The organism is Rhizobium centroccidentale (assembly GCF_030182565.1).
Classification (GTDB): Bacteria; Pseudomonadota; Alphaproteobacteria; order Rhizobiales; family Rhizobiaceae; genus Rhizobium.
Genome location: NZ_JAQJCG010000026.1, coordinates 77,518 through 103,378 on the forward strand (window position 1 = coordinate 77,518; position 25,861 = coordinate 103,378).

At 57.6% G+C, this 25,861-nt stretch carries 30 protein-coding genes; 16 read left to right on the forward strand and 14 right to left on the reverse strand.

Annotated features, from left to right (window positions below):
• Positions 1 to 93: 93 nt before the first annotated feature.
• Both PH562_RS26125 and PH562_RS26130 read left to right on the forward strand, forming a co-directional pair.
• Entirely contained in the window at positions 94 to 765 is a 672-nt protein-coding gene (locus tag PH562_RS26125; protein WP_158225478.1) for a Crp/Fnr family transcriptional regulator, read from the forward strand.
• Positions 766 to 1,023: 258 nt separating this feature from the next.
• Entirely contained in the window at positions 1,024 to 1,791 is a 768-nt protein-coding gene (locus tag PH562_RS26130) for a response regulator transcription factor (RefSeq protein ID WP_069615132.1), read from the forward strand.
• A 496-nt stretch (positions 1,792 to 2,287) separates the two neighbouring features.
• Here the strand turns inward: PH562_RS26130 and PH562_RS26135 are convergent, their stop codons facing one another.
• Genes PH562_RS26135 through PH562_RS26145 form a run of 3 tightly spaced genes read right to left on the reverse strand, consistent with a single transcriptional unit; the run spans position 2,288 to position 3,577 of the window.
• Positions 2,288 to 2,713 (reverse strand): DUF6941 family protein, encoded by a 426-nt coding sequence (locus PH562_RS26135; protein WP_092714135.1) that lies wholly within the window; start codon positions 2,711 to 2,713, stop codon positions 2,288 to 2,290.
• Positions 2,714 to 2,718: 5 nt separating this feature from the next.
• Positions 2,719 to 3,129, reverse strand: a complete 411-nt coding sequence (locus PH562_RS26140) for a helix-turn-helix domain-containing protein (protein ID WP_285176625.1) — start codon at positions 3,127 to 3,129, stop codon at positions 2,719 to 2,721.
• A complete protein-coding gene (locus PH562_RS26145) occupies positions 3,113 to 3,577 on the reverse strand; it encodes a hypothetical protein (RefSeq protein WP_285176627.1) in 465 nt (154 codons plus the stop codon). The genes PH562_RS26140 and PH562_RS26145 overlap by 17 nt, the downstream gene beginning before the upstream one ends.
• Positions 3,578 to 3,924: 347 nt before the next feature.
• Here PH562_RS26145 and PH562_RS26150 point away from each other — a divergent pair, with 347 nt between their 5' ends.
• The 5 genes from PH562_RS26150 (at position 3,925) to PH562_RS26170 (ending at position 7,350) form a co-directional block, all read left to right on the forward strand.
• Positions 3,925 to 4,998, forward strand: a complete 1,074-nt coding sequence (locus tag PH562_RS26150) for a hypothetical protein (RefSeq protein ID WP_285176628.1) — start codon at positions 3,925 to 3,927, stop codon at positions 4,996 to 4,998.
• Positions 4,999 to 5,025: 27 nt separating this feature from the next.
• Positions 5,026 to 5,454, forward strand: coding sequence for a curli-like amyloid fiber formation chaperone CsgH (gene csgH / locus PH562_RS26155; RefSeq protein WP_113228991.1), 429 nt, complete (start codon positions 5,026 to 5,028; stop codon positions 5,452 to 5,454).
• Positions 5,451 to 5,963 (forward strand): hypothetical protein, encoded by a 513-nt coding sequence (locus tag PH562_RS26160; RefSeq protein ID WP_285176629.1) that lies wholly within the window; start codon positions 5,451 to 5,453, stop codon positions 5,961 to 5,963. The genes csgH and PH562_RS26160 overlap by 4 nt, the downstream gene beginning before the upstream one ends.
• Before the next feature lie 41 nt (positions 5,964 to 6,004).
• The gene (locus tag PH562_RS26165) at positions 6,005 to 6,313 is read left to right on the forward strand and encodes a curli assembly protein CsgF (protein ID WP_285176630.1); all 309 of its coding nucleotides are present in this window, start codon (positions 6,005 to 6,007) and stop codon (positions 6,311 to 6,313) included.
• 143 nt (positions 6,314 to 6,456) lie between these two features.
• Positions 6,457 to 7,350, forward strand: a complete 894-nt coding sequence (locus PH562_RS26170) for a CsgG/HfaB family protein (RefSeq protein ID WP_285176631.1) — start codon at positions 6,457 to 6,459, stop codon at positions 7,348 to 7,350.
• A gap of 17 nt (positions 7,351 to 7,367) precedes the next feature.
• Here the strand turns inward: PH562_RS26170 and PH562_RS26175 are convergent, their stop codons facing one another.
• Both PH562_RS26175 and PH562_RS26180 read right to left on the reverse strand, forming a co-directional pair.
• Entirely contained in the window at positions 7,368 to 7,658 is a 291-nt protein-coding gene (locus PH562_RS26175) for a hypothetical protein (RefSeq protein WP_285176632.1), read from the reverse strand.
• Between the two features lie 195 nt (positions 7,659 to 7,853).
• Positions 7,854 to 8,189, reverse strand: coding sequence for a hypothetical protein (locus tag PH562_RS26180; protein WP_113228994.1), 336 nt, complete (start codon positions 8,187 to 8,189; stop codon positions 7,854 to 7,856).
• Positions 8,190 to 8,397: 208 nt separating this feature from the next.
• On the opposite strand from PH562_RS26180, the gene PH562_RS26185 reads away from it, so the two are divergent.
• Positions 8,398 to 8,994 carry an invasion associated locus B family protein gene (locus PH562_RS26185; protein ID WP_285176633.1) on the forward strand — a complete coding sequence of 199 codons (597 nt, stop codon included), beginning with the start codon at positions 8,398 to 8,400 and terminating at the stop codon, positions 8,992 to 8,994.
• Positions 8,995 to 9,211: 217 nt separating this feature from the next.
• Here the strand turns inward: PH562_RS26185 and PH562_RS26190 are convergent, their stop codons facing one another.
• On the reverse strand, positions 9,212 to 10,114 hold the full coding sequence (locus tag PH562_RS26190; RefSeq protein WP_285176635.1) for an alanine--tRNA ligase-related protein: 903 nt from the start codon (positions 10,112 to 10,114) through the stop codon (positions 9,212 to 9,214).
• Positions 10,115 to 10,439: 325 nt separating this feature from the next.
• On the opposite strand from PH562_RS26190, the gene PH562_RS26195 reads away from it, so the two are divergent.
• A complete protein-coding gene (locus PH562_RS26195; protein WP_285176637.1) occupies positions 10,440 to 11,060 on the forward strand; it encodes a hypothetical protein in 621 nt (206 codons plus the stop codon).
• 163 nt (positions 11,061 to 11,223) lie between these two features.
• Here the strand turns inward: PH562_RS26195 and PH562_RS26200 are convergent, their stop codons facing one another.
• Entirely contained in the window at positions 11,224 to 12,135 is a 912-nt protein-coding gene (locus tag PH562_RS26200) for a DMT family transporter (RefSeq protein ID WP_285176638.1), read from the reverse strand.
• Positions 12,136 to 12,379: 244 nt separating this feature from the next.
• Here PH562_RS26200 and PH562_RS26205 point away from each other — a divergent pair, with 244 nt between their 5' ends.
• The gene (locus tag PH562_RS26205) at positions 12,380 to 13,108 is read left to right on the forward strand and encodes an MgtC/SapB family protein (protein WP_285176639.1); all 729 of its coding nucleotides are present in this window, start codon (positions 12,380 to 12,382) and stop codon (positions 13,106 to 13,108) included.
• Positions 13,109 to 13,173: 65 nt separating this feature from the next.
• The gene (locus PH562_RS26210; protein ID WP_285176640.1) at positions 13,174 to 13,725 is read left to right on the forward strand and encodes a BON domain-containing protein; all 552 of its coding nucleotides are present in this window, start codon (positions 13,174 to 13,176) and stop codon (positions 13,723 to 13,725) included.
• Positions 13,726 to 13,899: 174 nt separating this feature from the next.
• Here the strand turns inward: PH562_RS26210 and PH562_RS30780 are convergent, their stop codons facing one another.
• Entirely contained in the window at positions 13,900 to 14,340 is a 441-nt protein-coding gene (locus tag PH562_RS30780) for a hypothetical protein (RefSeq protein WP_350223787.1), read from the reverse strand.
• A 497-nt stretch (positions 14,341 to 14,837) separates the two neighbouring features.
• Between PH562_RS30780 and PH562_RS26220 the strand changes: the two genes are divergently transcribed.
• Complete coding sequence (locus PH562_RS26220; protein WP_285176641.1) at positions 14,838 to 15,194, forward strand: hypothetical protein; 357 nt, start codon at positions 14,838 to 14,840, stop codon at positions 15,192 to 15,194.
• Positions 15,195 to 15,305: 111 nt separating this feature from the next.
• On the opposite strand, the gene PH562_RS26225 is transcribed toward PH562_RS26220, so the two are convergent.
• A complete protein-coding gene (locus PH562_RS26225) occupies positions 15,306 to 15,563 on the reverse strand; it encodes a DUF2934 domain-containing protein (protein WP_095438961.1) in 258 nt (85 codons plus the stop codon).
• A gap of 142 nt (positions 15,564 to 15,705) precedes the next feature.
• On the opposite strand from PH562_RS26225, the gene PH562_RS26230 reads away from it, so the two are divergent.
• From PH562_RS26230 to PH562_RS26240, 3 genes are read left to right on the forward strand one after another with little or no spacing between them, the layout of a single operon-like run.
• Complete coding sequence (locus PH562_RS26230; protein WP_069615147.1) at positions 15,706 to 16,167, forward strand: YbhB/YbcL family Raf kinase inhibitor-like protein; 462 nt, start codon at positions 15,706 to 15,708, stop codon at positions 16,165 to 16,167.
• A gap of 56 nt (positions 16,168 to 16,223) precedes the next feature.
• Positions 16,224 to 16,394 carry a hypothetical protein gene (locus tag PH562_RS26235; protein ID WP_167078130.1) on the forward strand — a complete coding sequence of 57 codons (171 nt, stop codon included), beginning with the start codon at positions 16,224 to 16,226 and terminating at the stop codon, positions 16,392 to 16,394.
• Between the two features lie 39 nt (positions 16,395 to 16,433).
• On the forward strand, positions 16,434 to 16,622 hold the full coding sequence (locus PH562_RS26240; RefSeq protein WP_285176642.1) for a DUF3008 family protein: 189 nt from the start codon (positions 16,434 to 16,436) through the stop codon (positions 16,620 to 16,622).
• A gap of 54 nt (positions 16,623 to 16,676) precedes the next feature.
• On the opposite strand, the gene PH562_RS26245 is transcribed toward PH562_RS26240, so the two are convergent.
• From PH562_RS26245 to PH562_RS26260, 4 genes are all read right to left on the reverse strand, one after another.
• Positions 16,677 to 19,052 carry a phosphoketolase family protein gene (locus PH562_RS26245; protein WP_285176643.1) on the reverse strand — a complete coding sequence of 792 codons (2,376 nt, stop codon included), beginning with the start codon at positions 19,050 to 19,052 and terminating at the stop codon, positions 16,677 to 16,679.
• Positions 19,053 to 19,071: 19 nt separating this feature from the next.
• The gene (locus PH562_RS26250) at positions 19,072 to 20,244 is read right to left on the reverse strand and encodes an acetate/propionate family kinase (RefSeq protein WP_285176644.1); all 1,173 of its coding nucleotides are present in this window, start codon (positions 20,242 to 20,244) and stop codon (positions 19,072 to 19,074) included.
• 158 nt (positions 20,245 to 20,402) lie between these two features.
• Positions 20,403 to 20,780 (reverse strand): hypothetical protein, encoded by a 378-nt coding sequence (locus PH562_RS26255; RefSeq protein WP_132720389.1) that lies wholly within the window; start codon positions 20,778 to 20,780, stop codon positions 20,403 to 20,405.
• 198 nt (positions 20,781 to 20,978) lie between these two features.
• Positions 20,979 to 21,203 (reverse strand): hypothetical protein, encoded by a 225-nt coding sequence (locus PH562_RS26260; RefSeq protein WP_113229262.1) that lies wholly within the window; start codon positions 21,201 to 21,203, stop codon positions 20,979 to 20,981.
• Positions 21,204 to 21,497: 294 nt separating this feature from the next.
• Between PH562_RS26260 and PH562_RS26265 the strand changes: the two genes are divergently transcribed.
• Positions 21,498 to 23,138, forward strand: a complete 1,641-nt coding sequence (locus PH562_RS26265) for an FAD-binding dehydrogenase (RefSeq protein WP_285176647.1) — start codon at positions 21,498 to 21,500, stop codon at positions 23,136 to 23,138.
• A 709-nt stretch (positions 23,139 to 23,847) separates the two neighbouring features.
• On the opposite strand, the gene PH562_RS26270 is transcribed toward PH562_RS26265, so the two are convergent.
• Positions 23,848 to 25,587, reverse strand: a complete 1,740-nt coding sequence (locus tag PH562_RS26270) for a phospholipase D-like domain-containing protein (protein ID WP_285176648.1) — start codon at positions 25,585 to 25,587, stop codon at positions 23,848 to 23,850.
• Between the last annotated feature and the right edge of the window lie 274 nt (positions 25,588 to 25,861).

Below are 25,861 nucleotides of genomic sequence, written 5' to 3' on the forward strand. Positions count from 1 at the left end.
TATGGTAATAAATACTTGGAACTCACGAAAAATATATTTTCGAAAGGCCCATAGAGCGTTCGAAATATGCTTTTCGTCCGAGGGGATGACGGCATGGCAGCGCAGCTTTCAATTGAGCATATTCGCAGCCTCGGTGGTGTAGCGCGGACTTTTGTTGCAGGTAGTGCGATCTGCGACTACGACAGCGATACGCCACGCCTTCTCTTTGTGCTCGACGGGTGGGCCTCGCGCAGTAAGATGCTGCCGAACGGCACACGCTTCATGACGGAATTCGTGTTGCGTGGCGATATGATTTCGACATCCCTGACGGCGCTTTCGCGCGAGACCGTGCGGGCGATCACCAATGTTACGGTGATGGTGTTCCCGGACTTTACCTCTCTGCCGAAGATCGAAGCGCCAACGTTTTTTTATCGTATCGTCATTGCTGAACTGGTGCGACATCAGGCGCGTATGTCGGAGCGGCTCGCTAACATAGGACGGCGCGATGCTCTGGAGAAAACCGGCTACCTGCTGCTTGAGCTCGGGGCACGCATCGGCACCTCGCGAGACTATGCAAACGCAGAATACTTCGATTGTCCTTTGACCCAGGCGGATATTGGCGACGCGGTCGGCCTGTCGACCGTGCACATCAACCGCGTCCTCAGGGACATGCGTGAAGCGGGCCTGCTGTCCTTTCGCAACGGCATTGTCGCCTTTCTCGATCGGCCGCGTTTAGCCGATCTCGTCGACTTCGACGAATCCTGTTTCGATACAACTATGGTTTGAGCAATACTTTGTCTCCATTACTAATGGAGCAAGAAAGAATTATTTTATCCAATATTTAAATTCATTATTAACATATGTTAATGCGCGGAAAAACAAAATAAGCAATTACTACGGTAACATAAACCTAAAAAGAGGGGAGAAATATGGGAACTCAAGAAAAGCCTCGGCTTAAACGGATGTTATTCTCTTTAAATCGAGTAAATACTCTAATGGTTGCAAGAAATACAAAGGCCATTTTAAAAGTTGGGGGTAACGGCCATGATTGGACAATCGCTCACAAGTGAAAAATTCACGTCAGACACGGGCGCACGCATCATTTCAGTTCGGACATCCGACACGTTGAGGCCATTCATCGCATCCGGCACGCCCGGGATCGATGAATGGGAAGACTATATTCTTCTCATAGATTCTCGTGCTCTCGATCGCGAGTGCCTGTCGAAAAGTCTTACCGAATGCGATAGCGCCATGCATATCGTCACCGTGGGTTCGCTCGACGAATGGCAGATGCGCAATATGCAAGTATTACCGTCCGCAGTTCTCTTCATGATCGGCGGCCGCAAGGTTTCCGACGCGGATGTGAGTGCCAAGATCTGCGCTCTGGTGGAAAGATTCCAGACGAGCCCGGTGATCGTGGGCGCTGATGGTGACGAGCTTGCACAGTTGCTGCATGCGCTGGAGTGCGGCGCCCGCGGCTACATCCCGACCAGCGTCGGAATCAAGGTCGCCGCCGAAGCGGTGGCTCTCGCGCGGGCAGGCGGTGTCTTCGTGCCGGCAAGCAGCCTGTTGGCTGCCAAGGAGGCGATCGCACCGGTGGCCAGCCGCAACTGCTGCCTCGATAGCCTGTTTACGCCACGCGAAGTCGTCGTCGCGGAAGCTCTGAGGCGAGGCAAGGCAAACAAGATCATCGCCTATGAGATGGATCTTTGCGAGAGCACGGTCAAAGTGCACATTCGCAATATCATGAAGAAACTGAACGCGACGAACCGAACGGAAGTTGCCTACAAGATCCGGGAACTTGTTCGATAATAAGGCGGGCCACGGCATCGATCATGGTAAATGATGCCGGGAAGCGCCGTGTCGCTCCAGCTAGAAGCGATCGGCCCCGGCGCCGGTGCAGCAAGTGCCCTGCAAGGCAGGCTCGCAAAGCCCCGGCTCTTGAAGCTGCAGTCAGTTGACGGAAAAGTGCCGGCGGCTCATTGCCGCCGCAAGATCACAGGCATAGGCCGGGTCCCGAACATTCGAACAGCCTTGTTGAGGCCTTGAGGGACCGGCCGCAGGTATGTTTTCCGGTGTTTGAGCTTTGCGTCGTTGGCGCGACGAGCGGGCGCAATATCCGCACCGCTGCGACGGTATATCGAAGAAGGACCGCATCCGGCAAATGCCGACATTGTCTGGCAACCGAAGTACACGCAGGCTCCGGTAATTCCAGCAAAAAGAGGAAGCGGTCTGGCGTGCGCAATTGCGTGAAAGCAATTGGGATGAAGCATTTCCCACGCTGCGCCCAAAGCAGAAATGCTCTCGATCAGCGTTGGGCGACGCGCAGGGAAGCAATCTCCGCGGGCTTGTCGTCGATGATCGCGCTGACGGTCAGGAGACCTGGCTGACGTAATCTTAGCGGTGAAAAGACAAGGCTGGCGCCGACAACAACGTTGATCGGAATATCGCTCGTCTCCGCATCCTCCACGACATCCTTCTGCTCGCTGAGCTGGGCGGCGTCCAATCGCTCTTCAAGAAGCGGCTGACGGTCGCCAGGCGCAGTGCAGCGCAAAACGATCGATCGGTAAGGTTCCGTCGCCAAGGTGATCAGATTCACATGCACGCAGAATTTCGGCAGTGAAAAGGGAAATTCCGGCAGCATCAGTACGCCGCTATAGACGCCGATGAAGCTGAGCTTTTCGCCGATTTCGGTGCGAACGTCGTCGCAAAAGATGCAATATCCATAGCGCATGTGTTTCAATCGTCCCGATCGTTGTTGCCACGAGCAATTATCGTGCGGATGGCCCTTGAAGAGCTCCAGGAAACCGCTCCGCCGGAACGAGCGGGATGAATAGCCGCCCGCGTCTCCGCTTCGGAGAGGTAACTGCCGTCTGCTGCCGACCCCTTGGGATCGCACAGCTCAATGTGAATTTCCTTGTCGAGCGCCCAGGCGAGATCCGCAATCGAACGAAGCGGAAGCTCTGTCTGCCCGCAGAGATAACGGTTCAGATCCTTTCGGCTGACGCCGACCAACTCCGCAAGTCGCTGCTGAGTAAACCCTTTCTGCGACCGCCTTTCGAGGACGGCGGCGGCCAGGTCGCTACGAACATCTGCGATGAAACGGCTGGCCGCCCGCGCCCGCGCCCCTATCTCAAACCGAAATGACATCTTCCGGATTTACTCCCTCTACGCACAACGCATCATCCACACCAAGCGTGCGGCGTAATCGGCGCACCTCCAGCCGATAGCCGCGGTAAAGATCATGGTCCTTCACATGGTCGGCCCAGTCTCCAAAGACGGCGACAAAACAGTCGCGCATGGCGAACCAGCCGAATATGCGGAAATCGACAGTCTTCAGTTCCCAAACCGCATTTCGTTCGACCCGGATTGCCCGGAATTGTCTGCAATGAATGAGCGGTTTCCCCGAAACGAAAGTATAGAAAAGAAAATCCAGCTGCTCGACAGGCCTGAGGACCGCTCCGAGCGACGATGGTTCGTCTTTGCTTACGCGTTCGCTCAACCAGTTCACAAAGCTTGGCGTCGCGAAAAGCAGCCGCTTGGGTGACTGCTTTCGACCAAGCTGAATCTCAACTTTAACGATTGCTTCGGATGCCACGAGACTGTCAAACGTAGCCATAGCTGTCAACTAATCCATTATCATGTGGCAAGCCTTTCATCGAAGCTATCTATGGGTAGCATGAATTGCTGCACACTTGGATTGTATTTATCTAGCTTTCATATGGGTTAGAACGCCTAATCAAAGAAGAGTATAGCTCATACGTCATAGCGATACACATCTAATCCGTTACTCATTTCGAGGTAGGCTATTTCTATTTCACATAGATCTGCGTTGCTGTCTTAGTCCGAACGGTTCTCTTGTTCGGTTCTCCTTCCGCGGCCTATTAAAAAGCTCGAGGGCGGCGAATGGTCGCTTGCCCCGTCATGGAGAACAGGGAGGATCACATGAGGACGATTGGAGCTCTCGCCATCTTGCTGGCAAGCACGTCTTTGACACTTGCCGGACCACCGTCGCCGCCAGCCGAAAATGAATCGTTTATCGGCCAGGTGGGTGCGTTCAACGGTGCTTTCGTCAGTCAGAATACTGGCAACAATGATGCTCTGACATTCCAGAATGGCGTCGGCAACTTCGCCGCCACCAATCAGGACAAGGCCAAGTCCAACACATCAGCCATCCTGCAATTCGGTGACGGCAACGTCGCCTTCGCCGACCAGAAAGGCAAGACCAACGATCAGAGCACGTTCCAGGCCGGCGTCATGAATTTCGCTTCGACCCTGCAGCGGGACGGCGCGGACAACAACTCGACGATCGCCCAGTTCGGCTTCGGCAATTCCGCCTTCGCGGATCAGTCCAAGGGAGATAACTCCCAAGACACGTTGCAGGTCGGTGGCTTGAACTTCGCCTCGACGAACCAGACCGACGGCAAGCATGGCGGAAACGACTCCAGTACCATGCAGTTCGGCTGGGGTAACGGCGCCATCGTCGGCCAGGACGGCGGCGGCAACGACCAGACGACGCTGCAGGTCGGCGCCGGCAACTTTGCCGTCACCTCTCAGTTCGGTGTCATCGGCTTCGACGGCAATTCGTCGTCGACGACCCAGTTCGGTTGGGGCAACATATCCTTTGCCGATCAGGCGGGCGGCAACAACTCGCAAGACACGTTCCAGGCGGGCGCGCATAACTTCGCCATGACCGGCCAGTCGTCGTTCTTCGGTACGAATAAGGCGACCACGGCGCAATTCGGTGTGGGCAACACCGCTCTGACATCCCAGATCGCCAATCCGCTCGGCTCCAACAATTCGATGATCGTGCAGGCCGGCTATCGCAACACCGCGATCGCCTCGCAATCGGGACTGCAAACCGTGTTCCCCGTCAGCGGTTCGAACCTTCAGGGAACCATCCAGATCGGTTCGGGAAACTATGCCGTTACCTCTCAGACCAGCTCGAGCGGCCTGACAAACACGTCGGTTACGGCCCAGTTCGGTTATCGCAACACGGCCGTTACGGTCCAGCACTGAGTGAGCCGATGGAGGAGGCGAAAGCAAATGTCCGCCTCCTCCTTTAATGCAGCTGAACCAGCCATGTATGCCGGAATCAATGTCGGGCGATCAACATTCATCTTGCTTCTGAAATCCTTCTTGTCCGCGGCCTTGTTGTTCGCGTACGCCGCTCCTGCCTCGTCTCAGGCCGAGTTTGAGTGCCTGATCAGAGCAGACAGGAGGGATGAGTTTCTTATGGTGCGGGCGATTGCAAAGTCTGTAGTAGCAGTATCCGGAACATACAGGCTGGTTCTTTTCAAACATAGCGCAGCAGGTTCAAGCCAGAGCATTCAGCAAGGTAGCTTCGCATTAAAGCCAGGAGCAGAGAACCTTCTTGCCACGACAATGGTCGATGCAGGAAACGAGGTAGAGCTGAGTGCAAGACTATTGATCGAAACCGATCGAGGTACATCACAATGCAGATTATCAGAATGAAACGCCTGAACGATACGAAATCCGCGCTCAGCGCCGCTCTCGTCCTGGCTGCCTCGTTCTGCCAGATTGCAACGGAATGCCGAGCCGAGACGGCCTATGTTGCCCAGATCCCGGTGAATGTCACGACGACGGTGCAACTCGGAAATCTGCCACCTCAACAGCAGCAGCAACAATATCATCCTTCGTCGTCCTACCTTTCAGCAGGTATGGCCAGTACGCCGGAAGCAATCATAGTGCCACGAGGCAATAACCTTGCAAGGACGCTAGAAATAGGAACGCGCAACAACGTGTATCACCTTCAGTCAGGAACGGGTAACAGCTCGACTGCCGGTATCATAGGGAACTACGGCAATATCAACGTCCTGCAATCCGGCAATAATCTGAAGTCGAATGTCGTACTGCTGAATGGCGCAGGCCTGAACGTAAGTGTTCTTCAGCCTGCTGGTTCGGCACCTGTCAATGTGCTGATCGCGCGTTTGCCGGGTGGCGGCTTGCTTATCAAACGTTGAGTGGGCGCAGCAGCCTTTGAAAACAAGGGAGGGGAATAGTAATGAGAATAGATGCGGCAATGATTACAGTTGGTTTATTAGCCTTGATGACTGCGCCGGCTATGGCGGGGCAATTGGTCTATCAGCCGACCAATCCGACATTTGGGGGAAATCCGTTAAATGGTTCATTCCTGCTTTCGACGGCACAGACGCAGGGTGCCGGCGTCAAGTCGGGGCAGCAGCAGACGCCGGATCTCTCCGGTCTCGATAAGGCCTTGAGTAATCTTGGGAACGTTAATCAGGGTACGGGTTCGACTGGAACATCTCCGGTCATCGTGATCCAGAGCGGCCAGGTGCCGGCCAATCCTTGAGCCAAATTGATTGCGTCATCGTTCGGTGTTGTTGGGAGCGATTTATTCGAGCGTCCATGTCACATGTTGGTTTTTCTGTCGCAGCCATTCTATGCGGGTTGGGTCTTGGTGGCTGCGCCGCCGCGGGCAGCAGCCTCGATCCGATGAGTACCCCAGCGACGCTTATGCCCGCCACGAAGTCGGGTGTGGCATTGGAGAGTCTGCCGCCACCCATACAAAAGCTCGATGTGGCAGTCTATTCGTTCCCCGATCTGACGGGACAGAACAAACCCAATGAAAACTTTGCCGAATATTCCCGCGCCCTGACGCAGGGCGGCGCGCAGCTGTTGACTGACGTGCTGACCAAGGCTGGTAACGGCAACTGGTTCAATGTCGTCGAGCGTACGGATCTGCAATCGCTGCTGCAGGAACGGCAGATCATCCAGAACACCAGGTCGGCGGTCTACGGCGCCAAGGCCGGCGGCATCCCGCCGCTTCGGTTTGCCGGCGTGCTGCTCGATGGCGGCATTATCGGTTATGATTCCAATGAAACGACGGGCGGTATCGGTGCCAATTATCTCGGGATCGGCGGAAACACGCAGTATCGCAAGGACATCGTGACCGTATCCCTGCGGGCCGTCAGCGTCAGTACGGGGCGTGTGCTGGCCTCGGTCAGCACCACCAAGACGATCTATTCCGTCCAACTGCAGGGATCGGCATTCCGCTTCGTCGGCGTCGACCAGCTGCTCCAGATCGAGGGCGGCATTACACGAAATGCGCCCACGACGTTGGGCGTCCAGGAGGGTATTCAGCTCGCAGTCTATTCGCTGATTTTCGAAGGCGTCAGGAACGGGCTGTGGCAATTCAGGGATGCGGCCGCCGGCGCAGCCTTCATGCGATATCTGGACGAGCATCAAAGAGCCATGACCTATAAGCTCGATGCCAACGGTCGGCCGATCGGCCCGGCAGTCGCCGTTCCCATCGCCAGCGCAGCGCAGCCGGCCGTGGAGGCTGCGTCCCAGCCCATTGTGGTCAAGGATAAGCCGAAGAGCTCATGATCGTTGCCAGCGCCAGATCATTTTTTCCGGCAGATCTCAGATTGTGCGTTGTCAGGTCCGCAGGTCGCCGCTCCATTCTGGATGCTGGCATTCGGATTTGGTTTGACCGGAGCCTTGGCGGCAGGTCCTTTCTCCAGGTTACCGTTCGTCCTCGGCAGAATACGTCCTTTCACTTGGGGAATTTGGGTCTCAGAAAATCCGGAACGTCGGATAATGGGTTGGCTGCTTGCTAGGACATCGGCTGAGCCAAGCGTGCCGGCAAGAAGCAAGATGGTTGTAACAGCAATGATTTTACTGGGATGCATCATGTTGATACCGCTCCTGAATCGCAATCTCGAGCCGATATCGAGTTATCGGCTCCGAATATGCCGCTCTCGAAGTTTCAACTGCCCGAAGGCCTCTCAGTTCCATGTTTGCTGCCGCTCTTATCGGCGGTCTTGCTCTAGCCGCGCGCACGAGGCGGGCGCCTGGTGCTTTCATCATCGCCTGCCATCGAAATGCAGTCAGCGTGACACTGTGCCTGACCCAACCGTCGGCAAATGGCCATCGGTCGGTGCGGGTGCGGCCCGCTCGGTCACGCCCTCGCCAACATTCGGAAAAATGCTGCTTGCCAATCGGACGTTCGCCTGTGTCCGTGATGCCCGCCTCGGCTTCTGCGGCATCACCCGGCGGTTAGCCGGAGACACGGGCATGACGGATGTTTCCGGTAGCTGTTCGACGAAGGCAGGATTTGCTTCCGCGGAGGGAGCCTGTTGCAGATAGCTTTCGTCGCATACGGCGCCATCGGTCAGCGCGAGTATGGCGATCAGGGAGTAACCGGCAACGAGTCTTGATGTCATCTGAATCGATTCCCTCGCGTCTCACTAAATAATAATCGTCTATATTTCCTGCGTTAAATAAATTAATTGAAAAATCATCGGATTTTTTATCTGCTTTAAAGGCGATTTAGATTGGCATATATTCGACATTATTGCAAGTGTATTGTAAAGTTGCAAACTAAACGGGGAGGGAGGCATGAATTTATATTTGAGGGCGTCCATATGTTGTATGGTTTTCCTGCTTTGGGGAGCGGGTGTTTCCTCCACGCTAGGAGCCGATAGTAGCCCAGGGGCGCCGCAATCGGGGCCTCAAGATGTGACACCGGATGCCGGCAAGACCAATCCATCCAATGCCGTGGCGCCAGCTCCGGCTACATCCGCACCGGCCGGTCCGCAGATTACCGAACAGAAGTTCGATGCGTGGACATTGCAATGCTCGGCCGACAAAACGATGAAGCCGCGCTGCCAGATCGTCTACCGATTGACGTCACCGGATCAAAAGCAGGTATTCATGGTCATCAGCATGGCGCGTTCCGCGGACAAGAAGGTCGGCATGCAAATGGCTCTTCCGCTCGGTTTTGCTATTCAGGGTGGTGTAAAAATTGGCTTCGGCAGCAAATATTCGACAATGGCGAAGGTATCGCGCTGCACCACGCAAGGATGCCTGGTGGAGGGGTTGTGCCCACCCGAGATGCTTGCCGCCTTGATGAAGGAAAAGTCGGGAAAAGTCTCGATCCGGATGATGCAGGGAAACATGGCGGAGCTTCCGATCTCCCTGACTGGCTTTGGCGCGGCCTTCCAGGCAATGCAGGCAGATAGCGGATAATGATTGAAGCGCTTCCGTCCGGTCGCATGTCCCCTATTTACGACTACAAAGAGAAGGCTTCCGATATTACTGCCAAGAAGGGCTTGACGATTTCCGTAAGTTCAGGTCCTCCCGACTTCCTATGAATTGGTTGGCTCTAAGCGCCCGCGTGTTTCTGGCAAGGCGGCGAAGGGGCCGCTCGCACGATCTCCTTCGCCGCTTTCATCATCAGTGGAAGCTACTTTCCATTCATCACCTGCAGGTCGGCAACATCGATGCCGTGCGTGTCGAACCACCATGCCGGTGGCATGTCGGGATATTTTTCGCGAAGGCGCAAATATTTGGAGCGCAATCGTTCCTGACGCACGACTTCCTGTTCGAAATATGGATGGTCCAGTGCTCCGCCCATCACATGGATGCGGCGAAGGAGCTTTCGCAAGACGTATCCCTGCTCCTTGTTTCCAGGTTTGTAGCCGCTCTCCACGATCGTCGTGACCGTGTCGCGCAGCGTGTCAAGTGCATCGGCCGGCGGAGTGCCGTTCACGATCATGTCGAGACGTTCGGCACCGAAGCCGACGTCAATGCAGGTTCCGAGCGGATTGACGATATTTCCGATCTCGATGCCGTCCTTATAGAATTCGGTGCAGTATCCATTGATGCTGCCGTCGCTCCACGTGCATTCGTTATCCGGGATGATGGGAATGCGGCCACGATAGAACGGCGCCCATTCTTCGAGGCGATCTGGATGAATCGTGACATGATCGGGCACGAGGCCAAGGGTTCCGAGAAACTCGAGCCAGAAATCGATCGCGTCGCCGACAGCCATTTCCCTGAACGAGAAAAGCCCCAGCATCGTGAAATGAAGGAAATGCGTTCCGTCCCCGATCTCGTCGAGATCGCCCATTCGCAGGCAGGCCTGAGCGTTGGCAACCGTACCAATATGGGAAGGATCGGAGAAGAGGGGCTTGTACTGCTGCATCCCAGCGCTGCAGAAGAGCGTGGTATTATCGTGCGGCTGTACGGAGTCTATACGTGTGAATTTGATGCCTTTGGAAAGGCAGAAGTCTTGGTATTGCTGGATCAGGCGTCCCGCGATGACATAGGCAACCTCCTTTGCTGTTCGTGCGCCTTCTTTAAACATAGCGACACGATGCAGGATCTGCAATGCGCAGATGCGAGTTTCCCCTTGCCGGACAGAAGGGCATGCTCCTTCAAGTGGTGGATCTTCTTCACCTTTGCTACATGCTTGTCTTGTTTGTGCTGTAGATCTGGTCCCAGTGTGCTGACGGCTATTTTGGACGGGAGCGGCGAGATTGCTTCATCGATCGGTTTGGTGTACGGCCTTGGCCCATAATGATCGCAAGCGATCGCCGCGCGACGGTCGTTGCCCTCAGAGAATGCCAGCCTTTCATCAATGCTGATTGCCCATCAACTGCGCTCCGTCGTCGAGCACACACTGAAATATCATGGTTAAACAGACAAAACCTTTCATTATCGAAATCAAATCCTCCCGCCGAACAAAAGCAAAGCCAGTCGAATCGGCAAGATCGATCTGGGGAGAGCTTGCTGCCGATCTCAAGCAGACCCTGGCAATGGAGCGGGAAACGCAGGCAAGCGCGTCTGCGCATGCGGATTGCGTCCTGCGGCCGACACCTGATTCCGAGGCGGTTATCGATCAGGATAAAGCGACGGCTCCGCAGCCCGGGTTTCAGTTTCTTGAAAAGTGGATTGCAAAGAAGGCTGAGAAGCCGAAGGCCGGCTCGCAGGGCGTGGTTGAGACGTTCCTCGCGCGGCTTGACCAGCAGAAGATGCTGCTTGCCGAGTTTCAGTCGGATCCAGACGGTTTCAAGCGCTGGCGCTCGGCGTGGTTTCGCAAGGTTGCCGGTGGTTTCGGCGTGAGCGTCAGCCATGACCTGATCGATGCTGGCGGCGGTCTGCGATATGTCCTCGTCGATACGCTTGATGGCGTCTCTCAGTTTCTCGAGGATCTCCGTTATCACGCGCAAACCGACCTGGATTTTCAGCAGGCTTTGGAGGCGAACCGCAAGCAGCGCGCAGCCCGGCTGGCGGGCGGCAAAGCAATGTGATGGCTTTTCGGGACAACGGTATGTCCCAGGTCGAAGACCCGGAGTGCGGCGCGATCAGGCAGATCGGCTTCAGCCGCTTAATGGCCCGATCTTCGGTATCGTTGCCGTAAAGCCCACTTGCTTTCGCGCAGCTGGCTCGCGGTTTCGAGAGCAGCCGAGCCATCTATCGGTGGCGTCTCAGTATTTCACGTTCTTTTTGTGGGCGCGCCACGCGGCGCTCCCATAGGATGAGCAGGAAGCTTGAGGCGATGATGAGGAGGGCGCCGGCAAAGACGTTCGTCGCCGGAATCTCGGCCCAGATCACATAGCCGTACACGAAAGCCCAAACGAGACCGCTATATTCGATGGGCGCCAGCGTAGAAGCGGGCGCGTATCGAAAGCCTTCATAGAGCAGAAACTGCCCGATCGTAGAGATCACGCCGAGGGTCAGCATCAGTGCCCAGCCGCTCGCGTCAGGGGTCTTCCATGTCCATGGAAATGACAGGGCGCAGGCAATGCCGAATATCAGGCTCGTGGCATACATCTGGGTGAGCGTGGTCTCGCTTCGGCTGACGAGCCGGATCAGGATCGTGCTCCAAGCCCAGCAAAAACCCGCGACGAGGCACATGGCGGCGGGCAGGAGGTTGGGCGAATGGCTTGGATTTGCCGCGATCGCCACGCCGATGAAGCCTCCTATACAGGCGATCCAGCGGCCCGCATGGACCTTCTCCCCGAGAACGAAGATCGAAAGAGCCATGACGATAATCGGCGCCGAGAAGTACAGTGTCGTCAGTTCTGCCAGACCTAGATAGCGGGCCGCGTTGTAAAACAGCAGCCAGGCAAGCAGCATCAGCCCGGCGCGCAGGACGACCGTGCCGCGATAGGGGCTCTTGAAAATTGACGGATGGCGCCGGTAACGGACGAGCACGCCTGCAACCAGCACGATGACCAGACTGCGCATGAAGAGGATCTCGGGCACTTCATAGCTGGCGACGAGCCACTTCACCATCGCGTCCTGAAGTGAAAAGCAGGCATATCCCGCGCAGGCGAGTGCGATCCCGGCAATGGGTCCCTTTTCACGGCTTCCGGAAATCATATGGCCTCACAGGGTGTGTCGAATCGATATGGTTGCTTCCCATTGCAGGAAGCGGTTCCAGGCGCGATGGCGCGCGCGACCTTCTGGCTAAGCGCTTTCCCTCGAACTGACAAGAGAGCCGGAAGTCATCACGCTGCTTCTATTGTGCTTTTCGTGAGCGCTCCGATCGAGGATGGAACGAAACGCCGTCTGCGATGTTCCCCAACTGGAAACCCCCGGTGGTGAGACTTCCTGGGAGGACATCGTGCCTGACCTTAGCGATATCATGCGGGTGGATGCGGACTGGTTGGATATTGTCGTCCGTCTGGTGCTGGTGGTCGTAGCTGGGGGGCTGATCGGCATCAATCGAGAGATGGGGGGGCATGCGGCCGGGTTTCGCACGACGATCCTCGTCGGGCTTGCCGCGTGCCTGTCGATGATCCAGGCCAATCTCCTGCTGTCCACAGTGGGCAAGACGTCCCAGTCCTTTGCATCGATGGATGTGCTGCGCTTTCCACTCGGCGTGTTGACCGGCGTCGGCTTCATCGGTGGCGGTGCCATTCTCAAGCGCGGAGATCTCGTGACCGGCGTCACGACGGCTGCGACCTTGTGGATCATGACGGCCATCGGCCTGTGCATCGGCGGCGGTCAGCTTATTGTCGGTTCGGCCGGCGCTCTCATTGCCTTTGTTGTGCTATCGCCGCTTAAACAGTTCGACAGGCTGATCCCGCGCAGGCAGAAGGCGCGTCTAGTGATAGAGCTGCCGCGTGATGCCGGCGTTGGGGTCACCGATATGCAAGCAGTGCTTGAACCGCTCGGGTATGGCTGCGCCTTCGTCGGCAAGGCGACGGGTCCGACCGAGGCCATTGCGCATATTTCCTACGAGGTGCGATGGCGGCACGCAGGACCGGATGGCGGCGGCGCTCAACTGCTGACATCGCTTCAAGAGCATCACAAGGTCGTATCTTTCGAGATGCTGACCACTGGAACTTGATAGAGGGCCCGATCGGAACATTCCGGAAGGGTAAAAGTTTGTCCCTTATCGAAAGGGAGAAAACCATGACCGAAACCAAACAACAGACGATGGCAAAGGCTTCTCCGGATCGCGGCGATATGCGCACCCTTCAGGCGCTTGATCAGGCAGCCGGTGGCTCGGGGGATATTGCGGACGAGGAAACGAAGCAATATTCGTCAGAGGAAATCCCGCCTGAGCCTGGTACCGATGACGCGCGCTGCGAGGATTCAGCCGAATACGACCTTCAGCGTAAGCAAACGGCCGATGAAATTTCCGTCAGGATTTCCGATATCAGACCGCTCTCCGGCTCAAGGAAGGTCGGCGATGGCAGAGTCTCCGAAGACCTGTCAGCGAAGTCCTCTGCGCTGGCACAGGAAAGGACCGATGGGGAAATTCGTACCGAGATCGAAGACAGGCTGAGGGCTGATCGATTGCTCGACACAGCGAGCATCTTCGTCACCGTCAGCCGCGGGCGCGTCATTGTCGAAGGATCCGTCGAAAATCACGAGGCCAAGCAGCGCGCCGAGGCGATCTCCCGGCAAGCCAGCGGCATAGTCGGGCATGACAGCAATCTTACCGTGCGCAAATCCTCATAGGATCAGGACTTCGACATGCGAATGCTGCTGCTCCTCATTTTCGGCTTCATGATCGCGTCCATTCTGGCGATTCTCGTCATCAAGCCGTTTACGTCGAGCGATAATCGAGACTCTGGGGCCGTTACGCACGGTCCCATAGAGCAACCCGAGCCAAAGCCATAAGAAAGATCGGCACTATTTCTCTGGCTGTTGGCCGTTCTGCTGTTCTTTCGGCTGATCACCGGGCTTGATGACAGGCGTGTTGCCGACCTGCGGTGCGGGCTTTTCCATTTTGCTGTCGCCAACAGGCGGTGGTTTCAGCACGCCGCCGCAGTCGGACAGCTTCTGGCTGGGGTTGCCGTCCGGCGTCGACGTCTGTCCGCTTTCCGCATGCTTGTTATCGGTCTGCCGGTTGGTATCCTCTGCCTTGCATCGATCGTCGTTCGGTTGCTGTTGTGCGAACACGAAATTCGATGACATGGCAGCCGTTACCGCCGTTATCAGCAGGAAGCGCCCGCATTTGGTCACCAAGCTCCGGCTGTTCGAAAGGCGTGACCACTCAGGCCTCGGTGGAAATGATGGTGTCGACGCCGATAGTTCCTTCGGCGGCGCCGCACTGACGATAATTCTTGCCATTGTTCACCTCCATGACGGATGGAGTTTTCCGTTGGGAAAGACGCTGCCCTCCTGGTCATTTTGTGTTCCGCGGGGCGGCATCGATATTCATGAAATCCAGCTCCCTTTCGGTTGCCAGGATCGAGCGTCGTCCACGGCGCAGGCGCCAACCAGAGCGGGCTATGCGATTTTGCATCCAGCCAGGCCGCGATGAAGATCAGACGGTAAAGCGTCAAAGGCTGATCCGCCTTCCATCTCCTCCAAGGTTGGAAAGGCCGCAGATCGGATGGATAGGAAGCTCGACTGCCATTTCGTTGGCTATGGAGAGAAAGCGGAAAAATCTCCATATTCTTCAGCACCATCGCGTCCGCTTGGCACGATCTGCAACCTCATTAGGCTAACGCCGGGATTTGCGCATTGTTCCGTTTATGCCGATTGAGCGCGGATGCTCCTCGATGGAACCATCTTTCGAAGTGCCGGTTAGGTCCATATGGAATTTGCAAACATGGAGGCTTGCAATGGCATTCGAGGAACCGAAAAAGCCCCAGGACCCGAAGAAGCCCCTGTCCGCGACCGAGGCCCGCCAAGGCGTGCGTGGCACCCATCTATCTACCATCTTGATCACGGCATTGGTTCTCGCGGCAATCGTATGGGTCGGCGTTGAAGTCTGGGGTCGTTATATCGAACCAGGCAAATCGCAGAATCCGGCGCCGACCATAAGTTCCTCCAGCGGGCAGCCGCAGACAGGCACGATAGACAATACGCCGCCAGCAGGGCAATCCACACAACCCGCTCCAACCGATCGGACGGAGAACAATCAGCAGGGAACGAAGAGCACACCGGCCCAACCAAATCGCGACGGAACGCAGAATTAGCACACAGGCTTCCGAGATTTGGGGGATGAATGTGCGTTGCGGATGTCCGCTCCTCTTTGAGGGGACCGGATATGGGAACGGAACGGCTCTGCAACTGCCGATGACTGGAAGTTATCCGACACGTCTGTCGTCGGAGAGCGTATCTTCCCCGCTCTCCTGAGCATCGTTCGCGGATGGACGTATTACAGTCGTCCGTCGAAATCTCGCGAGCACCTCTTCGCCGTCGGCGGAGGCTCGCGTTCTCTCCATGATCTCGCGCTCCTTGGCCGCCTGTTCCCAGTGATGGTGGCTGCAGCCCCAGGGGCGGCCGGCTGCTTCCCAGATGGCGTAGGCCCTCTTGCTGATCCATTCGAACCGTTCGTCCGTCATTTTTTCCTCCTTCATGGACGCTCCCACAACTGCGGATGAGTGCGAATGTTCCCTATGGGGAACAATAATGATTCTGATGTGTTCCACCTTAAGTTCAGAACTTCACAGGCTCATGAATCCATGACAGCAAGAGGAGGATCGAATGGCTTTGACGTTGATCAGCAAGGCCTTTGCTGAGAATGCGCCGATACCGAGCAAATACGCGTTGGATGGGGAAAACATATTCCCGCCGCTTGCCTGGGGCGGCGCTCCCAAAGGGACCCAAAGCTTCGCCTTGATCATCGAGGATCCGGATGCGCCGGCGGGAACATTCCGCCATTGCGGCATCGCCAATATTCCGGCGGAATGGAGTGGCTTGGTCGAGAACGTGGATGCGATGCAGGAGCAGGCGTTGCGCTTCTATAAGAATGATTTCGGCAATGCCCGTTACGACGGTCCGCGTCCTCCGGCAGGAGATCCGCCGCATCGGTACGTTTTCCGGCTTGCCGCGCTCGATGTACCGCGGATGACGCTTCCCGAAGCCGCCGGGGCGGAAGCCATGTGGCAGAAAGTGAAGAAACACATGCTTGCAGAGGCAAGCCTTACTGGCAGCTACCAATCGTAAGCCGCGCTTTGCAAGCAGACACGATCGGCGGTTCCTGCCGTCGAGGGATGGTTGCAATGAGCAGAAGAGACCAAGACAGCCCGCACAAACAGGAATCGCGCACGTTTTCTGCGGAAGATGCACGCCAAGGCGAAATCATCCTGAAGCGACGTTGGCAGCGTCTGGTGTTTATCGGCGGGCTTGCCGCCGTAGTCCTCGTGATCCTGCTGGTGCGTTTCGCCGGGTAAGCCGGCAGAATTTCAACCTAATCCGAAGGAGACGTCATCATGCCAGCAAAGTCGAAATCACAGCAAATGGCCGCCGGTGCGGCGCTCGCCGCCAAACGCGGCGAAAGAAAGAAGAGCGGACTGAAGGGTGCGTCGAAAAGCATGGTCGACTCCATGAGCGAGAAGGAGCTTCACGACATGGCCTCGACCAAGCAAAAGGGAAAGCCGCAGCACGCGTCCAAATCCTGACGGTTGGCCGTTGCAGGGCGGTATTTCCGGCTTGTTGTCGACGTCAGTCCAGTTCTATCGTTTCCACCGCCAGTCGCGAACTTCCGGCATATCCTCGCCGTGCCGGCGGACATAATCGTGGTGTTTGCCGAGCTTTGCCTTCAGGCTATCCACGACCTCCGGCACTTTTTCCGACAGGCCGGGAATGCGGTTGATCGCCTCCAATGCGAGATGATAGCGGTCTAGCTCGTTCAGCACGGTCATGTCGAATGGCGTGGTTGTCGTACCCTCCTCGATAAAGCCGCGAACATGGATGTTGTCGTGGTTTGTCCGTCGATAGGTTAGCCGGTGGATCAGGTAGGGATAGCCATGATAGGCGAAGATCACCGGCTTGTCGGTGGTGAAGATCTGGTCGAATGCCTGATGATCAAGGCCGTGCGGATGCTGTTGCGGGTCCTGCAGAGCCAGGAGATCGACGACGTTGACCGTGCGGATCTTGAGATCGGGGATCGCCTCGTGCAACAGCATGACGGCGGCGAGCGTCTCCATGGTGGGGACATCACCTGCGCAGGCCATCACGACATCGGGGGCGATCGTGTTGTCCTCGTAGCTCGCCCAATCCCAGATACCGACGCCGGCCTTACAATGGGTGGCCGCTTCGTCGATGCTGAGCCATTGCGATTCCGGCTGCTTGCCGGCAACGATGACGTTGATCCGGTCGTAGGTCCTGAGGCAGTGATCGCCGACCCACAGCAGCGTATTGGCATCCGGCGGCAGATAGATGCGCACGATGTCTGCCTTCTTATTGGCGACGAGATCGACAAAGCCCGGATCCTGGTGGGAAAAGCCGTTATGGTCCTGCCGCCAGACATGCGAGGTCAACAGATAGTTCAGCGACGAAATCGGTTTGCGCCACGGCAATTCGCGCGAAACCTTCAGCCATTTGGCATGCTGGTTGAACATGGAATCGACGATATGGATGAAGGCTTCATAGCACGAAAAAAGCCCATGCCGACCCGTGAGCAGATATCCTTCCAGCCAGCCCTGACATAGATGTTCGCTGAGCACCTCCATCACCCGCCCGTCGCGGGACAGATGGACGTCATAATCCTCGATCGCCTCCATCCAGACCCGATCCGTGGCTTCGAAGACGCTGCCGAGCCGGTTCGATTCCGTCTCGTCGGGACCGAAGATGCGGAAATTCTGCTTGGCAGCATTGAGCTTTAGCGTATCGCGCAAGTAGTGCCCCAGGATTTCGGTGGATTGCACCTGCTTGCTGCCGCGCTCGCCGATCTCAATGGCATAGTCCTCGATAGGGGGAACCAGAAGCTCCTTGCGCAGCAGGCCGCCATTGGCATGCGGATTGGCCCCCATGCGCTTTTGGCCACCAGGCGCAAGCGCTCGCAGCTCCTCCTTCAGCCCCCCGCTATGATCGAAAAGGTCATCGGGATCATAGCTGCGCATCCAGTCTTCCAGGATCTTGCGATGATCCTCGTCCCCTCGGCAATTGGCGACCGGCACCTGATGTGCCCGCCAGAAACCTTCGACCTTCTTGCCATCGACTTGCCTGGGGCCGGTCCAGCCTTTCGGGCTCCGCAGCACGATCATAGGCCAGCGCGGCATGGCTTCGGACGACGTCTTTTCGCGCGCGTTTTTTTGTATGTCGCGGATGCGGTCGAACACCTGGTCAAACGTGCTGGCCATCGCCTGATGCATGGTGGGAGGTTCATGTCCCTCGACGAAGAAGGGTTCGTAGCCATAGCCCGAGAACAGCTTGCGCAGATCGTCGTCGCTTTCCCGGCCGAGGATCGTCGGATTGGCGATCTTGTAGCCGTTGAGGTGGAGGATCGGCAGTACCGCGCCATCGCGTGCCGGATTGAGGAACTTGTTGGAATGCCAGCTTGCCGCCAGAGGTCCGGTCTCGGCCTCGCCATCGCCGACGACGCAGGCAACAATCAGATCGGGATTGTCGAAGGCGGCGCCATAGGCATGCACGAGCGCATAGCCGAGCTCGCCGCCCTCATGGATGGAACCGGGCGTTTCCGGTGCGGCGTGGCTCGGAATGCCGCCGGGGAAGGAAAACTGCTTGAACAGCCTTTGCATCCCTTCCGCCGTCTCGGAAATGTCCGGATAGATTTCGCTGTAAGTGCCCTCGAGATAGGTATTGGCGACCATGCCAGGGCCGCCATGTCCGGGGCCGCATATGTAGATGACGTCGAGATCGCGCGCCTTGATGATGCGGTTGAGATGCGCATAGATGAAGTTCAATCCGGGCGTCGTGCCCCAATGGCCGAGCAGTCTCGGCTTGATATGCTCAGGCTTCAGCGGTTCGCGCAGCAGCGGATTGGCCATCAGATAGATCTGGCCCACCGACAGATAATTGGCCGCTTTCCAGTAGCGGTCGATCAGGGAGAGTTCTTCGGGCGAAAGCGGTGTGGCAACGGCATTCATCTGAGTCTCCTCGTTTTCGTCAAGCGATCAGGGCAACGGCCTCCTCGGCGATCACACGCTCCTCGTCGGTCGGGATCACGAACAGCTTCACGCGGCTGGATGCCGCGTTGATCGAGATCAAATTGCTGTCATTTGCATTCTCATCAATCTCGATACCAAGCCATTGCAACCTTTGTGCGACGCGCGTCCTGATCTGCGGCTGGTTCTCGCCGATGCCTGCGGTGAAAACGATGGCATCGAGACCGCCGATCGTCGCGCATAGCCGCCCGATCTCGCCTGAAATGCGCAGGCAGAACAGATCTATGGCCTCCGCCGCTTCGGGGCTCTCGTCATCGAGCAGAACCCGTGTATCGCCGCTGATGCCCGAGACGCCGAGCAGGCCGCATTGATGGTAGAGGAAATCCTCGATCCGTTCGGGTTGCGGCATTCCCGTCCTCATGAGGTAGAGCAGGGCGCCTGGATCCAGCCAGCCGGGACGCGTCGCCATCGGGATGCCGTCGAGCGCCGAAAACCCCATGCTCGTATCGCGGCTGATGCCGTTTTCCATCGCGCAGAGGCTGGCGCCGCTGCCGAGATGACAGGCGACGACCTTGCCCTTCGCTGCTTGCCGATCGATCTCTCGAAGCTTCGCGGCGATGTATTTGTAAGAGAGCCCGTGAAAGCCGTAGCGGCGCACTCCGTCGTCATGCATGGCGCGCGGTATCGCCAGCCGTCGCACGACGTCGGCTTGCGACGAATGAAAGGCCGTGTCGAAGGAGGCGGTCTGAAGAACGTCCGGACGCAGCGTTTTCATCGACCGAATGGCGCGCAGGGCCTGGGGCTGGTGCAGGGGTGCTAGGGGTACTAGCTTCTCGATCCGCTCGATCGCAGCGTCATCCAAGAGGATAGCCTCTTGAAACACCATGCCGCCGTGGACGACACGATGGGCAACTGCCCGGAGTCTGCCGGTAAGGTGGGCCAGCAAATGATCCAGCGTTTCGGATATGACGGAGACGAACTGCCCGCTATTATCGCCCCGGATCGCCTTCTCGTATCGATCTTTGCCTATGGAATAGCTGAGCATCAATGGGCTTTGATCGAAATCGATCTTGCCGCGGCCGACATTCCTTGGCCCATCGGTCGCCAGCTCGAAGACCCCGATTTTCAAGGTCGAGGAGCCGGCATTGAATGTCAGCAAGACATCGTCGGGCATGTCAGCCTCAAATGAAGAGTGTCGACTACCGTAAGTTAGCGCGCTCCAGCCCGGAGGCAACCGGGCATAGGGCCGCATGCCATCCTTAGCGACAGGGCTTTGCGGCGCAGCACTTCCGTTACCGCCCGTTCAGGAGGGCTGTGCGCTTCCGCGTGGCGTCAGACCTCCATCACATCTTCGAATGCTTCGGGGAAGCTTTCGCGCGCCACTTTCTCGTTGATGACGAGCATGGCTTCATAGGAGAGCGGATCGAAATCCTTGTCTGCGGGCAGCACCTCGCGCTCGAAGAGCAGGTTGAGCCGTGCAGCGTCGAGATTGCCGCGCTCGAAAGGTTCTGCACCGAAATAGTGCCAGAGCGCATGCAGGAATGCGGCGTCGATCCGGTGTTCCTGCGTTCCCGGCCGCGCGCGGCGCGGCAGTTTCTTGATCGGTGTCACGCCTTTGGGGTTTGCGCGGCGAATGGTGAATTGCACGCCTGTACCCGGCATGCCGGAAGGAAAGCCGCGGTGTTTCGTCATGTCGGGAAGCTTGCCCATGGCTGCTGCTCCTCTCCTGTTAAGCAATCGGGTGCGCCTTTTCCGATGTCAGGCAAGCCGATGCGATGGAGAAGGCGGTGGAGATGCACTCTGTCGTGATTTCCTTCTCCCAGTCAATTGTAAGACCAGGCTTTCGTTGTCCGAAGGGACGCATCCTGGCTCGACAACGGGGAGAGTTCTCTGCTCCGAACGTAAAGATTACCGCTCGCGAGTAAGTGGAGCCACTTGTTGAGAAGAGTCGTGCGCCGAAAAGTTCGGTTCCACGTCAACCAAATGATACATCAGCGCGGCGAGCGCGACAAAAAAGACAGTGCCTAGAATGAAACGAAGGAATGTCGGCCACAGGTAGACCATGATGATCGGTGCCAGACGCGCCAAAATGAAAAGCCAATCGATAAGCGTGGGCGACTTCTGTTTGTACATGATGTTTCCCTTGAGAGGCTGCCGATGTCGCTCGTCGCTATCTCCGTTCGCTCGAAAGCCCGTCCCTGCTGAGGGTTCCTTTCGTGTCGACAGCGGCAACGGCATCAACAAAAAGAGCGATTGATCGCTATCAGTGTCGGAAGACAACATGAACATCGTGCAGGTTTCGTGGAGACGAAATGCAGGCTTGGTGGATCGATTCTGGATGGTCGTCAGCTCTGGTATTCGTTTTACTTTTACGTAAGCTTCACTAAGCTCTCCAATTGAATATGCTATTCGCTGAGGGAGGGACGGATGAGCAGTCATGCTGATGTGGTGATCGTTGGAACAGGCTTGTCAGGCCTTGTTGCGGCTTGTGAGCTGCTAGAGCGCGGGAAACGGGTGATCCTTATCGATCAGGAGCCTCGGGCAAGTCTCGGCGGACAAGCCTTCTGGTCGCTTGGCGGGCTGTTCATGATCGATACGCCGGAACAACGGCGGATGCGCATTCGCGACAGTCTCGATCTCGCCCGCCAGGATTGGTTGGGCGCTGCAGCCTTCGACCGACCGGAGGACTTCTGGCCTCGTGCCTGGGCGGAGGCCTACCTCAATTTTGCCGCCGGCGAGATGCGCAGCTGGCTGCATGGGCTCGGCATGCGCTGGTTTCCCGTTGTCGGCTGGGCAGAACGCGGCGGAGGCCTCGCCGACGGGCACGGCAATTCCGTGCCGCGCTTCCATGTCACCTGGGGCACGGGTCCCGGCGTACTCGATCCTTTCGTGAAGCGAGTGCTGGCAGCGGAGAAGGACGGCAAGATCGAGCTCTTGTTCCGGCGGCGCGTGACGCGATTGGTCGGTGATGAAGACGGCATTTTCGGCGTGGAGGGCGAGATCCTCGCCGAGGACAACATCCTGCGCGGTCAGCAGTCGAGCCGTGATGTCGTCGGCGACTTCCGCATCGACGGCGCCGTGATCGTGGCGAGCGGCGGCATCGGCGGCAATCCGGAACTGGTTCGCCGCGCCTGGCCCGTCGAACGTCTTGGCGCACCCCCGGAGCGGATGCTGAGCGGCGTGCCCCATCACGTGGATGGCTTGATGATCGGCCATGCCGAGGCAGCTGGTGCGCGACCGATCAACGGCGACAGGATGTGGCACTATACCGAAGGCATTGCCAACTGGGACCCGATCTGGCCGAACCACGGCATCCGCATCCTCCCGGGGCCTTCCTCGCTCTGGTTCGACGCCAATGGCAATCGCATGCCCGCACCTTGCCTGCCGGGATTCGACAGTCTTGCGACGCTGCAGCACATCTGCAGGCTTGGCCATAGCTACAGCTGGTTCGTCACCACGCAGAAGATCGTCAAGAAGGAGTTTGCCCTTTCGGGCTCCGAACAGAATCCGGATCTTACGGGACGCGATATCGGGCTCCTTCTGCGCAGCCGTCTTGGCCGGTCGGCTCCGCCGCCGGTGGAAGCATTCAAGGCGAAGGGTAAGGATTTCATCGTTGCCGAAACGTTGGAAGAGCTGGTCGCCGGCATGAACCGTATCGGCGACCACCCGCTCGATCTTGCCCATCTGCGCACCCAGATCGAAGCCCGTGATCGCGAGTTGGACAATCCCTTTGCCAAAGATGCCCAGATCGTCGCGTTAAGACAGGCGCGCGGCTATCTCGGCGATCGCTTCATGCGCACTGCCCCACCCCATCGCATATTGGATGCAAAGGCCGGCCCACTGATTGCCGTGCGCCTCAACATCCTCACGCGAAAATCTCTGGGCGGCATCGAAACCGATCTGAATAGCCAGGCGCTCGGGCGGAATGGTGCACTCATCCCGGGGCTGTATGCCTGCGGCGAGGCCGCAGGCTTCGGCGGCGGTGGATATCACGGCTACAATGCGCTGGAGGGCACGTTCCTGGGAGGATGCATTTTCTCCGGCCGTAAAGCGGGACGGGCGGCATGAACCGGTCGAATTAACCGCTCTTTCAAGGGAGGGTGTCCGACGACACTGCGAGGGCATGCAGTCTCGTCGGACGCTGCAATGGCCGGCTCGGGGGTGGCATCCAAGCCGGTAGAATACGTCATAGCATCTACCAGAGGTTTATTTAACCTACCCGAATGGACGGCTGGAAGCCCTGGCGGCGAGGGAGGGCAAACGGGGATTATTCATGTTCGGCAGTCGGCTTGCGAAGGTTCGTTAGGAGCCGCTTTTCGCCAGTGGCGCGAACGCAGAAGGTATAGAAGGATCCGCGCTCTTTCGAAATAGCCAGGCGTTGCGGGCGAGCTGCCATCGCCGTGTGGAGAGGAGGCCTGGCGGAACCCGCGACCGAAGCGGAGCGGCACGTCATTGCTGGCAATCTCATGTCCTGCAATGAACTGCCGTTCGGGTATGCGACGAAGCACGCCAGCGAGCGGCCGGTGATATTGACCAACCATTTCGCTTGATCCGTCCATATGGGATTTGACGACGACGAAAGCCCACGCCGTAAGCGCCAAAGCGCCGATAAGGAGAAGCCTGGGAAGAGAGTAGCGAGGCAACATTCGGAAATCCAGATTGTTGCCAAGCCACTAGAAGCCGAAGATTGCGTCGGCATTACACATGCACGAGTAAGCCGAGCCATGCCCGCAATCAGGATCGCAGTGGCTTTGCCGCGACCCAGGGTTGATGCCCGTCAGATGCCAGGTGTTGTCATTTTGCCGAACCAGAAGTCGAGCTCGCGTATGCGACGCTTGTCATAGGGCTGATCCGGCGATTTGATCTGCCAGTTGTCATCATCGGCAAGGCCGGTCCACTTCGGCGCGCCGCCCTGTTTCTGAACGGATTGTCGCCAACGATACTGGGCATAGATTTCCATGATCTTGCCGGCATATTGGCTGGCAAGATCGCCATTGCCGGTGATGATTACCAGGTTCTCGTCGTTCACGCCGCTCGCCTTCGGACCCATATTGTGGGAGCCGGTCATCACGACGGGATTGGGACCATATGGATCGACGATAACCACCTTGCTGTGGACCATGGCGTGGGCCGTCGGCAGCTTCAGAACCTCCTTCTGCCAATAGGCAAAACGGCCGGGGATAGCGGCGGGCAGGACGACATCGGCATTGGCATCGATCCGTTCACCTCTGTTGAACAGCACGACCGGGTTCTTTGCCGTGCCGGGGTTCTGGTTGACCACGCCCTGGATGTAGAGATCGGGCTTGAACGAAGGGCTCGACGGAGAGGCAAGCTCGATGATGTCGTTGAGAAGCGTACCGCGAGGACCCGGATTGAACATGGCAAACAGGATACCCTGCTGGGCGCCGCGGATAAGCTCGCCCGCCTGTTCGAGGTCGAGTCCTTCGCGCATGGGCGTGAACCAGACCGTCGTATTCTTGGCCTTGGACGTTGTTCTGGGCTCGGCATTGCTTTGGTAGAGGGCAGGCGGGGAATCGTTGCCGTCGGCGGCAAGCGTCTTCCACTGGTCGAGGTAGAATTGCGCTACGGCCGGGTGGTCGACCAGGAGCGCATTGTTGGCCTGGGTGCAAAGGCCGGTCATCGTCCAGTTCGTGCTGCCGGTCCATACAGCCTGCGGCGATTTGTCGGCGCCGCAGATGATGAGGAATTTATTGTGCGCCAGTGCCCGCGGCGCGCTCATGCGATCCCTGACATCACAGGAAGACAGTTTCGACCGGGCATCCTCGTTTTCGTCTTCGCCCTTTTTCTTGACGCTGCCATTGCCGAGCACGATATGAGCACGTTTCTTGAACCCCTGCAGCAGGGGTATGAGCTCTGGATCGTCCAGTTCGAACAGGGCGGCATAGATATGGCCGCCATTCGATCGCGCGTCGTTCAAGAGCGATACCAACTTGTCGCGGATCGGCCCTGCTAGAAATCGGCGGATCGGGTCTTCCGGGTTGGCGATCGCCTTCTTGAGTTTGGTGGTGGGAGCCTCTTCCGGCAACACGCGCGCAAGCCACTGGCTGGCGACGATGCCCCGGTTGAAATAGCAGCTGACATGGCCGCTGGTTTCGGCTCCGATCTGCTTGGCATCGCTCCAGTCCGATACGTGATCGGCCGATTCCTGCAATGCCGTCTCGGGTCCGACCATGGCGGAGACCTTGTAGGCGACGACATCGCCCGGATTGACGGCGAAATCGGACCAGAGGTACTTCTGAATCGGCCATTCCGTCGTCGGCTTGCGCGTGCCTTCCTCCACCGCCGGCCCGTCGGCGAAGCCGACCCAGCTTGCGACGATCTCCTCATGAAAGCCGTCGGCATCGACATCGGAAACCGTATTCGGGCTTTGAGGGCTTCCAGCCGCCCGCTTGATCTTCCGCCGCAGGGCAAAGCCACGGCACTGGTCGATGAAGTCGCTGCGCCAGGCGATAAGAGCACTATCGACACCGGGATGCACGATCAGACTTATGTTCATTATCCCTCTCCCTGGATGGTTGCTTCTGTTCCTCTCACTGCGGCGTATCGGATTTGCGCCGATACCTGACCGCGAAGCCTTAAACGGGCGCGTCTGGTGGTCTGGCCAGTTGAGTGGCTCCATCCTACTTTGCGTCACGGCCGTGACGATCTCATGAATTGATCTGCGCATCCAACGGATGGGTGCGATGCCATCCTGATTTAGCAGTCTTTGCAGCAGCCGTGGAATGAGTGATCCATAGTAGCCTATGAAAATTTCTCTCGAAGTCGAAATG